Source organism: Nocardia vermiculata NBRC 100427 (assembly GCF_001613265.1).
Classification (GTDB): Bacteria; Actinomycetota; Actinomycetes; order Mycobacteriales; family Mycobacteriaceae; genus Nocardia; species Nocardia vermiculata.
On the sequence record NZ_BDCA01000007.1, the window covers coordinates 42,760 to 56,957 of the forward strand.

General features: G+C 66.0%; 11 protein-coding genes. 3 read left to right on the forward strand and 8 right to left on the reverse strand.

What is annotated here, in order from left to right; all coding sequences use genetic code 11:
* Window positions 1–84 precede the first annotated feature (84 nt).
* The 5 genes from NV2_RS10870 to NV2_RS10890 all read right to left on the reverse strand — a co-directional run bounded on the left by NV2_RS10870 (window position 85) and on the right by NV2_RS10890 (window position 5,839).
* Complete coding sequence (locus tag NV2_RS10870; RefSeq protein WP_067871470.1) at window positions 85–861, reverse strand: enoyl-CoA hydratase; 777 nt, start codon at window positions 859–861, stop codon at window positions 85–87.
* On the reverse strand, window positions 858–1,847 hold the full coding sequence (gene mmsB / locus NV2_RS10875; protein WP_373863551.1) for a 3-hydroxyisobutyrate dehydrogenase: 990 nt from the start codon (window positions 1,845–1,847) through the stop codon (window positions 858–860). The genes NV2_RS10870 and mmsB overlap by 4 nt, the downstream gene beginning before the upstream one ends.
* Window positions 1,848–1,925: 78 nt before the next feature.
* Entirely contained in the window at window positions 1,926–3,011 is a 1,086-nt protein-coding gene (locus NV2_RS10880; protein WP_067871472.1) for an enoyl-CoA hydratase/isomerase family protein, read from the reverse strand.
* 165 nt (window positions 3,012–3,176) lie between these two features.
* Entirely contained in the window at window positions 3,177–4,316 is a 1,140-nt protein-coding gene (locus tag NV2_RS10885; RefSeq protein ID WP_067871473.1) for an acyl-CoA dehydrogenase family protein, read from the reverse strand.
* Window positions 4,317–4,318: 2 nt separating this feature from the next.
* Window positions 4,319–5,839, reverse strand: a complete 1,521-nt coding sequence (locus NV2_RS10890; RefSeq protein ID WP_067871474.1) for a CoA-acylating methylmalonate-semialdehyde dehydrogenase — start codon at window positions 5,837–5,839, stop codon at window positions 4,319–4,321.
* Between the two features lie 205 nt (window positions 5,840–6,044).
* Here NV2_RS10890 and icmF point away from each other — a divergent pair, with 205 nt between their 5' ends.
* Window positions 6,045–9,320 (forward strand): fused isobutyryl-CoA mutase/GTPase IcmF, encoded by a 3,276-nt coding sequence (gene icmF / locus NV2_RS10895; protein WP_067871475.1) that lies wholly within the window; start codon window positions 6,045–6,047, stop codon window positions 9,318–9,320.
* 89 nt (window positions 9,321–9,409) lie between these two features.
* Here icmF and NV2_RS10900 read toward each other — a convergent pair whose 3' ends face one another.
* Window positions 9,410–10,606, reverse strand: coding sequence for an RNA-guided endonuclease InsQ/TnpB family protein (locus NV2_RS10900; RefSeq protein WP_067871476.1), 1,197 nt, complete (start codon window positions 10,604–10,606; stop codon window positions 9,410–9,412).
* Between the two features lie 297 nt (window positions 10,607–10,903).
* On the opposite strand from NV2_RS10900, the gene NV2_RS10905 reads away from it, so the two are divergent.
* On the forward strand, window positions 10,904–11,989 hold the full coding sequence (locus NV2_RS10905; protein ID WP_067871477.1) for an amidohydrolase family protein: 1,086 nt from the start codon (window positions 10,904–10,906) through the stop codon (window positions 11,987–11,989).
* A 22-nt stretch (window positions 11,990–12,011) separates the two neighbouring features.
* Here NV2_RS10905 and NV2_RS10910 read toward each other — a convergent pair whose 3' ends face one another.
* Window positions 12,012–12,410, reverse strand: coding sequence for a hypothetical protein (locus tag NV2_RS10910; protein ID WP_067871478.1), 399 nt, complete (start codon window positions 12,408–12,410; stop codon window positions 12,012–12,014).
* A 122-nt stretch (window positions 12,411–12,532) separates the two neighbouring features.
* On the opposite strand from NV2_RS10910, the gene NV2_RS10915 reads away from it, so the two are divergent.
* Complete coding sequence (locus NV2_RS10915; protein WP_067871479.1) at window positions 12,533–13,363, forward strand: helix-turn-helix transcriptional regulator; 831 nt, start codon at window positions 12,533–12,535, stop codon at window positions 13,361–13,363.
* A 59-nt stretch (window positions 13,364–13,422) separates the two neighbouring features.
* On the opposite strand, the gene NV2_RS10920 is transcribed toward NV2_RS10915, so the two are convergent.
* Window positions 13,423–14,145, reverse strand: coding sequence for a TetR/AcrR family transcriptional regulator (locus NV2_RS10920; RefSeq protein WP_084474327.1), 723 nt, complete (start codon window positions 14,143–14,145; stop codon window positions 13,423–13,425).
* Window positions 14,146–14,198 lie beyond the last annotated feature (53 nt).

The window sequence follows — 14,198 nt, forward strand, 5'->3', positions numbered from 1 at the left end:
ATGCGGGCACCGCACAACGACTACCGGCCCGGCCGTTCCCTGCGAAGCGGGGAACGGCCGGGCCGGTGGCCGTAGTGCGCGGACTCAGCGGTGTTCGAAGTTGGCGGCCCGCTTCTCCACGAAAGCGGTCATGCCCTCGGTCTGGTCCTCGGTCGCGAACAGCGAGTGGAAGACGCGGCGTTCGAAACGCAGGCCCTCGGTGAGGGTGGTCTCGTAGGCGCGGTCCACGGCTTCCTTGGCGATCATCACCGACGGCAGCGACATGCCCGCGATGGTTTCGGCAGCCTGCATTGCGGTCGCGAGCAGGTCGGCGGCGGGGACGACGCGGGCGACCAGGCCGGCACGTTCGGCTTCCTCGGCGCCCATATTGCGGCCGGTGAGGATGAGGTCCATCGCCTTGGCCTTGCCGACCGCGCGGGTCAGACGCTGCGACCCACCCATGCCGGGTATGACACCCAGTTTGATCTCGGGCTGACCGAACTTCGCGGTGTCGGAAGCGATCAGGATGTCGCACATCATCGCCAGCTCGCAGCCACCGCCCAGGGCGTAACCGGATACCGCCGCGATGATCGGCTTACGGAAGGCGTTGAGCCGGTCCCAGCCCGCGAAATGATCGGTCAGGTACATGTCCATATAGGACTTGGACTGCATTTCCTTGATGTCGGCGCCGGCGGCGAACGCCTTCTCCGAACCGGTCAGCACGACCGCACCGATCCCGGCATCCGCTTCGAGCTCATCCAGCGCGGCCGTGATGTCGGTCAGGACCTGCGAATTCAGCGCATTGAGTGCCTTCGGTCGGTTCAAGGTGATCACCGCGACGCGGCCGGTGCGCTCCAGCAGAATGGTCTCGAAGTCGCTCACAGTGTGTCCTTTCCCGGCTCTTGTCCGGATCGGCGACGAATGTCGGTGACAATAGCGGAGAAGTCCTTGCCGGCCGCCGCCTGGTTGAACTGCTCGTAGATCTCAGCAGCCAGCAGGCCGAAACGGCCGTCGACGCCGTTGTCACGCAACGCGTTGGCAGCCAGACCGAGATCCTTGTTCATCAGAGCGGTCGCGAAACCGGGCTGATAATCGTTGTTGGACGGGCTGGTCGGGACCGGGCCCGGCACCGGGCAGTAGGTGGTCAGCGACCAGCACTGGCCCGACGCGGTGGAGACCACGTCGTAGAACTTGTCGTGGGTCAGGCCCAGCTTCTCCCCCAGCACGATCGCCTCGGACAGGCCGATCATGGAGATGCCCAGCATCATGTTGTTGCAGATCTTGGCGGCCTGGCCGACACCCGCGCCGCCGCAGTGCACCACCTTGCCACCCATCACGTCGAGCACCGCCGCGGCGGCGTCGAAGTCCGCCGCCTCGCCACCCACCATGAAGGTGAGGGTGCCCGCGGTCGCGCCACCGACCCCACCGGACACAGGCGCATCCAGCGCCCGATGCCCCGCTGCCACAACGGCTTCGGCAGCCTTCTTCGCATCGGCGACATCGATCGTGGAGCAGTCGATGAACAGGGTCCCGGGCTTCGCGGCCGGCAACACGTCGCCGTAGACGTCGAGCACGATGCGGCCGTTGGGCAGCATCGTGATCACGATCTCGGCCTCCGCGGCCGCCGCCACCGCGGTATCGACCACGGTGGCGCCGTCGGCACGGGCCTGATCCTGAGCAGCCGGAACCGGATCGAAGGCCAACACCTCGTAGCCCGCGCGCACCAGATTGGCGGCCATCGGACCACCCATGTGCCCGAGTCCGAGGAACGCCACCTTCTGGGCGGATGGATTATCTGCGGAAGTCATCGCTGCTCCTGTGATTTGCGGGACACCCGCACCCGGTCGCAGCCATAACCCGCTGCGCAATTGTCGGTCATCGCTGCTCCTGTGTTCTGCGGGACACCCGCACCCGGTCGCAGCGACAACCCGCTGCGCAATTGTCGGTCATCGCTGCTCCTGTGGGGTAAGCCCGAGTTCGCGATCGCCGAGCTCAGCGAAGTAGCTGTCGACCAAGGCGTCGGTGACCTCGGTCAGGGTTGCGGGCGACCACTGGGGGTTGCGGTCCTTGTCGATCACCTGGGCCCGGATTCCCTCCACCAGGTCGTGGCTGGTCAGGGCGGCCGAGGAGACGCGGTACTCCTCGTTCAACGCCTCCTCCAGGCTCTGCGCGCCACGCGCATTGCGCAGTGAACGGAGTGTGACCTTCAGTGCGACAGGCGATTTCGACAACACGTCACCGGCCGCCTTGGCCGCTTCGGGAGTGTCGTGGCGCTGCAGTCCCGCGACGATCTCCTCCACGGTGGCGGCGCTGTAGCAGGCGTCGATCCACGTGCGCTGGGCTGCCAGTTCGGATTCCGGCGCGGGCTGAGCGAACTTCGCGAGCGCCACCGGGGCATCCGCTCGACGCAATTCGTCCAGCAGCGCCGGAATCTGGTCGGAGGGCACGAAATAGTCGGCGAAACCGGCGGCGATGGCGTCACCCGCGCTCATCCGCGCGGTGGTCAACGCGACATGGGTGCCGAGCTCACCCGGCGCCCGCGACAACAGATAGGTGCCGCCCACATCGGGGATGAAGCCGATTCCGGTCTCCGGCATGCCGACCATGGACCGCTCGGTCACGATGCGGTACCGACCGTGCGCGGACAGGCCGACGCCACCGCCCATCACAATGCCGTCCATCACTGCCACATACGGTTTGGGGTAACGGCCGATGAGGGCATTGAGAATGTACTCGTCACGCCAGAACTGCCCGGACGGCGACTCGGCACCGGCATAGGCCGAATCCCCCGCGGCCACCGTGTTCTTCGCATCGGTGTGGATGGCGACGATATCGCCGCCCGCGCACAAACCACGCTCGCCCGCGCCGGTGAGCACCACGGTGCGCACCTCGCCGTCGGTGGCCCAGTCGCGCAAGGTATCCAGAATCGCCTGTGCCATCGGATGATTGAGCGCGTTGATCGCCTTGGGCCGGTTGAGTGTGATGAGGCCGACGCCGTCACGCTTGTCGAACAGTACTTCCGCTTCGCTCATATCGTTTTTTCCTTACTTCTCATGCTGTACCTATGCGGCATGAGCGGGGCCCTCCGTGGTTACGCACGCTGCCTCCTCCGGGCCCTGACCGCTCATGCTGTTTCTACTCGGCATGAGCGGGGCCCTCCGTGGTTACGCACGCTGCCTCCTCCGGGCCCTGACCGCTCATGCCGCGCCGACGACCGAGCGGGCCACGACGACCCGCATGATCTCGTTGGTTCCTTCGAGAATCTGGTGCACGCGCAGGTCGCGCACGATCTTCTCGATACCGTATTCGGTCAGGTAGCCGTAACCGCCGTGCAGTTGCAGTGCCTTGTTGGCGACCTCGAAGCCGGCGTCGGTGCCGAAGCGCTTGGCCATCGCGCACAGCTCCACCTTGTCCGGGGCATCGGCGTCCAGTGCTGCCGCCGCACGCCACAGCAGGGTGCGCGCGGCCTCCAGCGAGGTGCGCATATCGGCCAGGTCGAACTGCAGTGCCGCATTGTCGAGCAACCGGGCGCCGAAAGCCTTGCGCTCGGCCATATATGCCACGGACTTGTCCAATGCGGTCTGCGCGCCGCCCAGCGAGCACGCGGCGATATTGAGCCGGCCACCGTTGAGCCCGTTCATCGCGATCCGGAAGCCGTTGCCCTCGCCACCGAGCAGGTTGTCCGCGGGCACCCGGGCCTGGTCCAGGATGACCTGCCGGGTGGGCTGCGCATTCCAGCCCATCTTCTTCTCGTTGGCACCGAAGGAGAGTCCGGGGGTATCCGCGGGCACGATGAATGCCGAGATACCGCGCGCACCGGCATCGTCGGTCCGCGCCATCAGCACGTACACGTCGGAACTTCCGGCACCGGAGATGAACTGCTTCACCCCGGTGAGCAGATAATCGTCGCCGTCACGAACGGCCTTGGTACTCAAGGCCGCAGCGTCGGACCCGACACCGGGTTCGGTGAGCGCATAGCTCGCCAGCAGATCCATCGAGGTGAGCCCGGGCAGCCACCGATCCCGCTGCGCCGCGGTGCCGTAACTGTCGATCATCCATGCGGCCATGTTGTGAATCGAAATGTAGGCCGCGATCGCCGGGCAGCCGGTGGACAACTGTTCGAAGATCCGGACCGCATCCAGCCGGCGCAGCGCGGATCCGCCCACGTCCTCGCCGACGTAGATGCCACCCATGCCGAGCGAACCCGCCTTGCGCAGCACGTCGACCGGGAAGTGTTTGTGCTCGTCCCATTCCAGCGCGTTCGGGGCGAGCAACTCGTCGGCGAAACCGCGTGCCGTATCGGCGATCGCCTGTTCGTCGTCGTCGAGTACGAACATGATCAGTCCATCGTCGGGATGGAGAAGTGGTCCGCGTCCGCATCGGCGACCGGTGCTGTCCGCAGCCCCTGGGGCCAGCGCTGGGTGACGGTCTTGGTCTTGGTGTAGAAGCGGATCGAGTCCGGGCCGTGCTGGTTGAGGTCCCCGAAGCCGGAGGCCTTCCAGCCGCCGAAGGTGTGGTACGCGATCGGCACCGGAATCGGGACGTTCACGCCGACCATGCCCACCTGCACGCGCGCGGCGAAATCGCGCGCGGTGTCACCGTCACGAGTGAAGATGGCGACACCGTTGCCGAATTCGTGTTCGCTGGGCAGCCGCAGCGCTTCCTCGTAGTCGGCGGCCCGCACGATCGCGACCATCGGGCCGAAGACCTCTTCGCGGTAGATCCGCATCTGCGGGGTGACGTGGTCGAACAGCGTGGCGCCGACGAAGAATCCGTTCTCCGCACCCGCCACGGTCAGGCCGCGGCCGTCGACGACGAGTTCGGCCCCCTCGTCCACACCGATCCCGACGTAGTTGTTCACCCGGTCGACACCGTCGCGGCCGACCAGCGGGCCGAAGTCCGCGCCCGGATCGTCGGAGCGGCCGACGGTCAGCTTCTCGATCCGCTCGACCAGCTTGGCGCGCAACCGGTCCGCGGTCTGCTCACCGACCGGGACGGCCACCGAGATGGCCATGCAGCGCTCACCGGCCGAGCCGTATCCGGCGCCGATGAGCTGATCGGCCACATCGTCGAGGTCCGCGTCGGGCATGACGATCGCGTGGTTCTTGGCGCCGCCGAAGCATTGGGCACGTTTACCGTGCGCGGTGGCGGTCTCGTAGATGTACTGGGCGATCGGAGTGGAGCCCACGAAGCCGACGGCCTTGACGCGTTCGTCGGTGAGCAGCGTGTCCACCGCCTGCTTGTCACCGTTGACCACGTTGAACACCCCCGGCGGCAGGCCGGCCTCGAGGAACAGCTCCGCCAGGCGCAACGGCACCGAGGGATCACGTTCGGACGGCTTGAGCACGAAGGCGTTACCGCAGGCCAACGCCGGGCCGGCCTTCCACAGCGGGATCATGGCAGGGAAGTTGAACGGGGTGATACCGGCGACGACGCCGAGCGGCTGACGCATCGAGTAGACGTCGATGCCGGTGCCGGCGCTCTCGGTGTACTCCCCCTTGAGCAGGTGCGGGATACCGATCGCGAACTCGATCACCTCGAGGCCACGCTGAATATCTCCCCGCGCGTCGGGAATGGTCTTGCCGTGCTCGCGCGAGAGCAGTTCGGCCAGCGAATCCATCTCGTCCTGCACCAGCGCGACGAACTTCATCAGCACCCGCGCCCGCTTCTGCGGGTTCATCGCGGCCCAGATCGGCTGCGCGGCAGCGGCGTTCGCGATCACATCCTGCACTTCGGCAACGCTCGCGAGCGGAACGCGGGCCTGCACCGCACCGGTGCTGGGGTTGAAGACGTCACCGAACTTGCCGGAGGTTCCGGCGACCTGTTGCCCGCCGATGAAATGAGTGAGTTCGCGAACCATGCCAGTCCTGTTCTCGAATGTGGCCGATGCGTGCCGAGGCGCCGCAGTACCCAGCCATCCTATAGTTGGACGTCCAAGTATTGGAACCCCTGTGATCCACCCCACGGATCGCGCAGTGCCGTACCTCACAGTAGAGTTGGTTTGGCGTCCTACTATCGGAGCGCCAAGTAGCTGCGGCCCGTCCGGCCGCTGGTTGGAGGATGACATGGCCGAGCTGCACGTTCCCGTCCATCCCGTCCGCTTCGTCACCTCGGCGGCACTGTTCGACGGGCACGACGCGGCCATCAACATCATGCGCCGGATCCTGCAGTCCCAGGGCGCCGAAGTGATACACCTCGGACATAACCGCGCGGTGCACGAGGTCGTCGACGCAGTACTCACCGAGGACGCGCAGGGGGTCGCGGTCAGCTCCTATCAGGGCGGCCATGTCGAGTACTTCGAATATCTCGCCTCCGCGCTGCGCGAGGCCGGAGCCGGGCACGTGCACATCTTCGGCGGCGGCGGGGGTGTCATCGTGGCCGAGGAGATCGAGCGGCTCGCGGCAGCGGGGGTGCGTATCTTCTCGCCGGAGGACGGGCAGCGACTGGGACTTCCGGGCATGATCAACGAACTGGTCCGGGACTGCGATGTGGATCTGTCGACGGAGCCCACGCCGGTCGCCGCGACACTGGGCGGGGAACGCTTCGCGCTGGCCCGCACCCTCACCTGCCTGCAAGCCGACGCGCTTCCCGCCGCCGACCTGGCCGAACTGCGCAGTGCTGCTGCCGGACGCACGGTTCCTGTGCTCGGCATCACCGGCACCGGCGGGTCCGGGAAGTCCTCGCTCACAGACGAACTCGTGCGCCGGATGCGGACCGATCAGCAGGACAAGCTGCGGGTGGCGGTCCTCGCGGTCGATCCGACCCGCAGGCGCGGTGGCGGGGCACTGCTGGGTGACCGGATCCGGATGAATTCGCTGGACAGCCCGCAGATCTATTTCCGGTCGCTGGCCACCCGAGGCGCCCACGAACTGCCGACCAATATCGACGAGATGATTCTGGCCTGCAAGGCCGCCGGCTACGACCTGGTGATCCTGGAGACCCCGGGAATCGGGCAGGGCGACGCCGCGATCATCGACCACGTCGACGTCGCGATGTATGTGATGACCCCCGAATTCGGCGCGGCCTCCCAGCTCGAGAAGATCGATATGCTCGATTTCGCCGACGTGGTGGCGATCAACAAGTTCGAGCGGCGCGGCGCGGAGGATGCGCTGCGCGATGTCTCCCGCCAGCTGGTCCGCAACCGGGAGGCCTTCGGCTCCGGGCCGCAAGATATGCCGGTGTTCGGCACCAGCGCGGCGACCTTCAACGACGACGGCGTGACGGCGCTCTACCAGCATCTGGCCGGCCTGCTCGGCGAGCGGGGACTGCCGCTGCAGGCGGGGGTGCTGCCGACGGTGGACACCCGCGCTTCCACGCGGTTCGCGCAGATCATTCCGCCGGGCCGGGTGCGCTACCTTGCCGAGATCGCCGACGCCGTGCGCGACTACCACGCGGAGACCGAGCGTCAGGTCGCCGCGGCGCAACGGGTGCAACGGTTCGAGCAGGTCCTCGCCGAATTGCCCGGCGCCGACAGCGAGGGCGAGACCGGGCCGTCCGGCACCGACTCCCCTGCCACACGGGTGGAGGCGGCCCGGGCGGAGCTGCGCGCACTCCTCGCGGGAGCGAGTGCGAAGCTGTCCGCGGAATCTGCTGCCCTGCTGCGGGAGTGGCCGCAGGTGGCCGAGTCCTACCGGGGCGAGGAACAGGTCGTGCGGGTCCGGGATCGCGAGATCCACACCCCGCTGCGGCGAACCACCCTGTCGGACAATTCGATTCCCCGGGTCGCCCTCCCGCGTTTCACCGATCACGGTGAACTGCTGCGTTTCCTGCGGTCGGAGAATCTGCCCGGGAAATTCCCCTTCACCGGTGGGGTTTTCGCCTTCAAACGCGACAACGAGGACCCGGCCCGGATGTTCGCCGGAGAAGGCGACGCGTTCCGGACCAACCGCCGATTCAAGGTGTTGTCCGAGCACGCCGAGGCCAAACGGCTCTCCACTGCCTTCGATTCGGTAACCCTCTACGGACACGATCCGGCCCCACGACCCGATATCTATGGGAAAGTCGGCACCTCAGGGGTTTCCATCGCCACCGTCGACGATATGAAGGCTCTCTACGACGGCTTCGACCTCAGCGCGCCCACCACCTCGGTGTCGATGACGATCAACGGGCCGGCACCGACGATTCTCGCCTTCTTCCTCAACACCGCCATCGACCAGGCAGTCGACGGGTTCGGGGAAAAGAACGGTCGCGAGCCCGATGCCGGGGAACTCACCGAGATCCGCTCCCGCACGCTCGCCACCGTGCGCGGCACCGTGCAGGCCGACATCCTCAAGGAGGATCAGGGCCAGAACACCTGCATCTTCTCCACCGAGTTCAGCCTGCGCATGATGGCCGACATCCAGGAATGGTTCGTACGCAACGAGGTTCGGAACTTCTACTCGGTGTCGATCTCGGGCTATCACATCGCCGAGGCGGGGGCGAATCCGATCAGTCAGCTCGCGTTCACCCTCGCCAACGGCTTCACCTATGTGGAGGCGTACCTGGCCCGCGGGATGGATATCGACGACTTCGCACCCAATCTGTCGTACTTCTTCTCCAACGGCATGGATCCGGAGTACTCGGTCATCGGCCGGGTGGCACGCCGGATCTGGGCGATCACCCTGCGCGACAAGTACGGCGCAGGCGACCGGTCGCAGAAGCTCAAGTACCACATCCAGACCTCGGGCCGCTCGCTGCACGCCCAGGAGATGAACTTCAACGACATCCGGACCACGCTGCAAGCGCTGATCGCCATCTACGACAACTGCAACAGTCTGCACACCAACGCCTACGACGAGGCGGTGACCACCCCGACCGAGGAGTCGGTACGACGCGCCCTGGCCATCCAGTTGATCATCAACAAGGAATGGGGCCTGGCGATGAACGAGAACCCGCTGCAGGGCAGTTTCATCATCGACGAACTCACCGATCTGGTGGAGGAGGCCGTGCTGTCGGAGTTCGAGCGGATCAGCGAGCGCGGCGGTGTGCTGGGCGCGATGGAGACCGGATACCAGCGCGGACGCATCCAGGATGAATCGATGCGCTACGAACATCGCAAACACGACGGTTCGCTGCCGATCATCGGAGTGAACACCTTCCGGAACCCGCACGGTGAGGCCCACCAGGTACTGGAATTGGCGCGCGGTACCGAAACCGAGAAGCGGTCCCAGCTACAGCGCACCGAGGAATTCGCCGCGACCCACCGCGAGCAGGCCCGGGACGCGCTGGCCCGGCTCGAGGTCGCCGCCCGCGGTGACGACAACGTCTTCGACGTGCTGATGGACGCCGCCAGGGTATGCACATTGCAGCAGATCACCGACTGCTTCTTCGCCGTCGGCGGACAGTACCGCCGCAATGTGTGATCGCCGTCGCCGATGTGGCCCGCACGGATCCTTTCCCATGTGACAATGCCCTGGTCGGAATAGTCGTACGTACGCGACGGAAGGCGATCTTAACTCTTCTCCACGGATAAATCCGGGAGATTTCCAGCTCGGACCGCACCACCAACCGCCCCGGAGGGAGGCCGGCAATGTCTTACGTCGTCAACACTGACACGGTCGAGTTCTACCGTGGCCGCCCTGATCACGTGAGCAGCGTTACGATCTCGGTCATCGGTGTGACCACACATCGCACACTCGAAGACACGCACACCCAACGCGAGCCGCTGCTTGGCTCTCGCACCACAGCTCGCACAGGTCATCGTCGTATAAGCGGGCGGAACCAACACCACCTTCCGCCCCGCCCGCGTAGCACGCTCGATCAACTCTCGTTTCGCAGCACCGATCGCAGCATCAGCCGCTTTCCGGGCCATCGTGGATTTGGCGAGGAATTTCGGTTTGAAATCCTCCACGGCGATCGTCTGATGGTCGGCAACCACACGCTTCGCCCACACGCGAGCCGCGTGCGTGTTCTGCCGGGCCGATCTCTTGAAGATCTTCGCGGCCCGGCGACGAGCCCGCAGGTAGCCGGCACTCGGAGCTTGCCCACGCGCACGGCGACGGCGAGCCATCTTCCGTTGCGCTCGAGCGAGTTCGGCGGCACAACGGCGCCGATACCCTCCGTATGGGAGGTCGTAGGCGTGGTCGGTGGTGGTCGCGGTGGTGGACACACCCCAGTCGATACCGATAGCCCCCACTCCTGCGGGGACGGTGGTGTCTATCTCGCGACGCACAACGAACGACGCATACCAGTGGCCGAGGGAATCCCGATACACGCGCACCGAGGTCGGTGCGGACGGCAACTCTCGCGACCACACCACAGGGATCGATATTTTGCCGGGCAATCGGAGCTTTCGATCTTTGATCGAGAAGCCGCGCGTCGTGTAATCCAGGGACGGCAAAGAAACCTTGCGGGACTTCCGGACCGGCTTGCCGCGACCTTTCACCTTGAAAGAATGGTCAAGTGCCTGCGCGTAGCACCGCAAGGTCTGCTGCTGCGCGACCTGAGAACCTTCCCGCAACCACGCGGTCCGGCCGCGCGCTTCGGTGAGCATTTTCGACAACTTCGAAAATGTCGGTCTGTGTCCCGAACGCTGCTGATAGACGGCTTCGTTCCACAAGAATCTGCACCGATGCCATTCGGATTCGAGTGCGCCTACCGCTCGCGCGCCGGGGCGCAAGCGGTAGGAGTAACGCACAATCTCGAACATGCGTTCGACTATACAGCGCTGAGCGACATGCCGTTCAGATGGGCGAGATCCGCTCGAACGACTACGTCGTCTACCGCTGCACCGATCACGTGGTGCCCGGAATGCCGTCGTCGAGTCATTCGGCGGACGCATCGAGCAGCGGCTCGAACAAACTTGTGGACCAACTCGTACGTCGTCGTCACCGCCGTCGGCGGCCCAACCCCGGAGGCAATGAAACGCTATGTCGAGAACCAGAAAAACGCATAGCTCCGCCCCCTCCCCACACCTGAAGGCAGGGGTTTCCACGGAGCTCTTTCGATGAACCTTGCCGGTATCAGCGTCGTGGACGCGCATATTCACCAGTGGGACCCGCTCACCACACCGCGGGATTTCAGCACCCTGGCGAAGATGTTCCGGTTCGTGCCGTTGCCGGTCGACAAGGCGTCCCGGCTGGCGCCCAAGCGGGATCGTGATTTCGTCGGGGTGCCCGACGCCTACCTGCACCCGTATCTGCCCGCCGACTACCGCGCGGATGCCGAGGCGGTGCCCGTCGAGGCGATCGTGCACATCGAGGTCGAATGGGCGGGCCGCGCCCCGGACGCGAAGGCCGACGAGACGCGCTGGGTGGCCAGCCTGCCGTTCGGCGTCGATACTCCCGCGCTGGGTGCCATTGTCGGCGGCGGCGATCCGGCGGCACCCGGATTCGCCGCACTCGTCGATGCGCACCAGTCGGCATCACCGCTGTTCCGCGGTATCAGGACCATGGTCGCCCATCACCCGGATTCGGGTGTGCGGTCGTTCTGCAAGGGCGAGGGAGCGCTGTCGGAACGCTCCTTCCTGGACGGTTTCGCCGTGCTCGCCGAGCGTGGACTGTCGTTCGAGGCGTGGGTGTATTCCCATCAGATTCCGGAGGTCACCGCCCTCGCGAGCCGCTATCCCGAGGTGACCATCGTGCTGAACCATCTCGGCACCCCGGCCGGTATCTTCGGGCCGATCGGTAAGGACACCGGCACTCATCCCGGCCGGCGACGGGAGCTGTTCGTGCGGTGGCGCGACGATATCGCCACGCTCGCAACCCATCCCAATGTCGTGGCGAAGGTGAGCGGACTGGGCATGCCGATTCTCGGTCATCCGGTGCCGATGCGTGGCAGCACCACCACGGTGGCCGAACTGCTCGACCGGACCGCGCCGCTGCTGCACCACGCCTTCGACGTCTTCGGTGCCCAGCGCCTGATCTGGGGCTCGAATTATCCGGTGGACAAACCGATTACGACGGTGGCGAACAGTGCCCAAGCGGTGGTCGACGTCCTGGCCGACCGTGGTGGCAGCGCGGAAGAACTCGAACAGGTCTTCCGGACCAATGCTCAACGGGTATACGGCATCGACGCCGACCTACTCGCCTAGCACACCACGCTCGCTGCACCGGTTATCGCGACCGCCGCATCGCGACGTATTCGAGTTCGGCGAAGACTGCCACGGTGACGGCGCCGATCAGCATGAAGGCAACACCCCAGCCGGTCAGCGCGATGATTCCGGTCACGGTCAGGACGGTCATTCCCACCGCCGACGCCAGATTGACGACGATGACACCGGCGACCATCCTTGCCTGAATCTCCGGATAACCGGCGATCAGCAGCAAGGCGAGGGCGCCGCCCAGCATCGCCGCCCCGAACGGTATCGACCATGCCGTGGGCAGCCCGAGCGGCTCTCGTAGCGGGTAGGCCAGGGCCAGCATCACGAGGCCGAAAACACCGGTGCTCCAGCCATCGATTCGCAGGATGGTGCGCACGTCCACGCGTGCCGTGGGCACGGTAAGAGTTGTCATGAATTGCTCCTTGTCAGCACTGAACCGGACGGCTCCCCACGACGATGCCGGGCACCTGTGCTGATTCTCAATAACCTCCGAGGTTATGGAACTGCTGCGCGAGGCGCCGTTATGCTGCCGCCGTGACCTCCTCGACGACCAGGCCGGCTGCCGGGCAGTTGCTGCGACAGTGGCGGCAGCGCCGGCGATTGAGTCAACTGGACCTGGCGTCGAGTGCGAACATTTCGGCCCGGCACATCTCCTATTTGGAGACCGGTCGTGCACAACCCAGCCGGGCCATGGTGCTTCGCCTGTGCGAAACACTGGAAGTGCCGCTGCGCGAACGTAATACCCTTCTGCTCGCCGGCGGATTCGCCCCGGCCTACGGTGAGAGCACACTCGACGACAGCGAGATGAGTGCGGTCCGTTCGGCGCTGGAGGTCATGCTCACCACGCACGAGCCGTATCCAGCCGTGGTCGTCGACCGGCTGTGGAACGTGGTGCTCGGCAACCGCGCCATGGACGTGCTGATGACGGGGATTCCCGAACAGCTGCTCCGGCCGCAGCCGAATGTGTTTCGGCTGGTGTTGCACCCCGACGGCTTGTCCGCCCAGCTGGCCAATGCGCGTCAGGTGCGAGAGTTGTTTCTGCACCGGCTGATTCGCCAGGTCGACAGCACCGGCGACGAACGGCTGCGAGACCTGCACACCGAGGTGTGCGCCTATCCGGAGCCGGCAGCCGAGCCCACAGTCAATGCCGCGCCAGTGAGCCCGTTCGAGGTGCCGATCCGGATCCGCACCCCGGCGGGGGAACTGTCGATGTTCAGCACCATGGCCACCTTCGGTGCCCCGGCGGATGTGATGCTGTCCGAGCTGGCGATCGAATTGTTCTACCCGTTGGACGAATTCACCCGCACCACACTCGTTGCGGCAGCACACACCGCGCGCCCGGCCGAAGGAACTCCGGCCCACTGATCGGCACCGTCGTACGGGCGAGCTGCTCGAACGACACCGCCCCCGAGCGGTGACTGCGGTCAGGACGGCGCGATCTCGAGGTATTGCGCGGACAGCACGGTGGCGTGTGCACCGGTGTGGGTGATGATCCGTTGGGCGTCGACATCGACGGTGCCGGCCCGCCACGCGGCGAGCAGTTCCAGGAATCCGCCGATTCCCATCAGGGTGCTCATCCGCAGTGCGAGCGGGTCCACGCCGGGGCGCAGGTAGGGTTCCGCGGCCGCCATCAGCCAATCGGTCGCGTCGGTGAGCATGGTCGAGCGACGTACCTCGAGGATCGCGCTACCGGCGTGGTCGGCACACAGGATGCGAGCGGGCCCGGCGAGCTGCAATTCGACCGCGCGGGCGACCGCGGCGTGCAGTGTCTCGAGGGGCGGTCGGCCCACCCCGTCGGCCACCACCCCACTGAGCTCCGTGAAGACCTCGGTGCAGACGTCGTCCCAGACGGCGGCGAGCAGTTCGTCGCGGTCGGCGAAATGTTCGTAGAAATATCGATCGTTGAGCGCGGTCCGCCCGCAGACCCCCCGCATGGTGACCGCCGCCCAGCCGTGTTCGAGCCAGATCTCCAGTGCGGCCGCCAGCAATCGGGCCCGCCGCTCGGTGCGACGCTGTTCCGAGGTGCGTCCACCCCACCTGCGCGGCGGCCCGTCCCGGCCGGTGGCAGGGCGGGCGTCGGGCGCGATCCGGTCGCCACCGGCGGGGGCCGGAGGCCGAGACTTACGCGCGGACCGTTGCGCACTCATGGTTGACATTCTGCCGTATCGCGCGCCTAATTGGTGGCAGGCGCGGCCAATGG

What these genes read in the sequence shown, in the direction of transcription:
- NV2_RS10910 (WP_067871478.1), bottom strand. Translation starts at nt 12,410, where the DNA reads ATGACAACTCTTACCGTGCCCACGGCACGCGTGGACGTGCGCACCATC.
- NV2_RS10920 (WP_084474327.1), bottom strand. Translation starts at nt 14,145, where the DNA reads ATGAGTGCGCAACGGTCCGCGCGTAAGTCTCGGCCTCCGGCCCCCGCC.
- NV2_RS10880 (WP_067871472.1), bottom strand. Translation starts at nt 3,011, where the DNA reads ATGAGCGAAGCGGAAGTACTGTTCGACAAGCGTGACGGCGTCGGCCTC.
- NV2_RS10890 (WP_067871474.1), bottom strand. Translation starts at nt 5,839, where the DNA reads ATGGTTCGCGAACTCACTCATTTCATCGGCGGGCAACAGGTCGCCGGA.
- NV2_RS10885 (WP_067871473.1), bottom strand. Translation starts at nt 4,316, where the DNA reads ATGTTCGTACTCGACGACGACGAACAGGCGATCGCCGATACGGCACGC.
- NV2_RS10905 (WP_067871477.1), top strand. Translation starts at nt 10,904, where the DNA reads ATGAACCTTGCCGGTATCAGCGTCGTGGACGCGCATATTCACCAGTGG.
- NV2_RS10900 (WP_067871476.1), bottom strand. Translation starts at nt 10,606, where the DNA reads ATGTTCGAGATTGTGCGTTACTCCTACCGCTTGCGCCCCGGCGCGCGA.
- icmF (WP_067871475.1), top strand. Translation starts at nt 6,045, where the DNA reads ATGGCCGAGCTGCACGTTCCCGTCCATCCCGTCCGCTTCGTCACCTCG.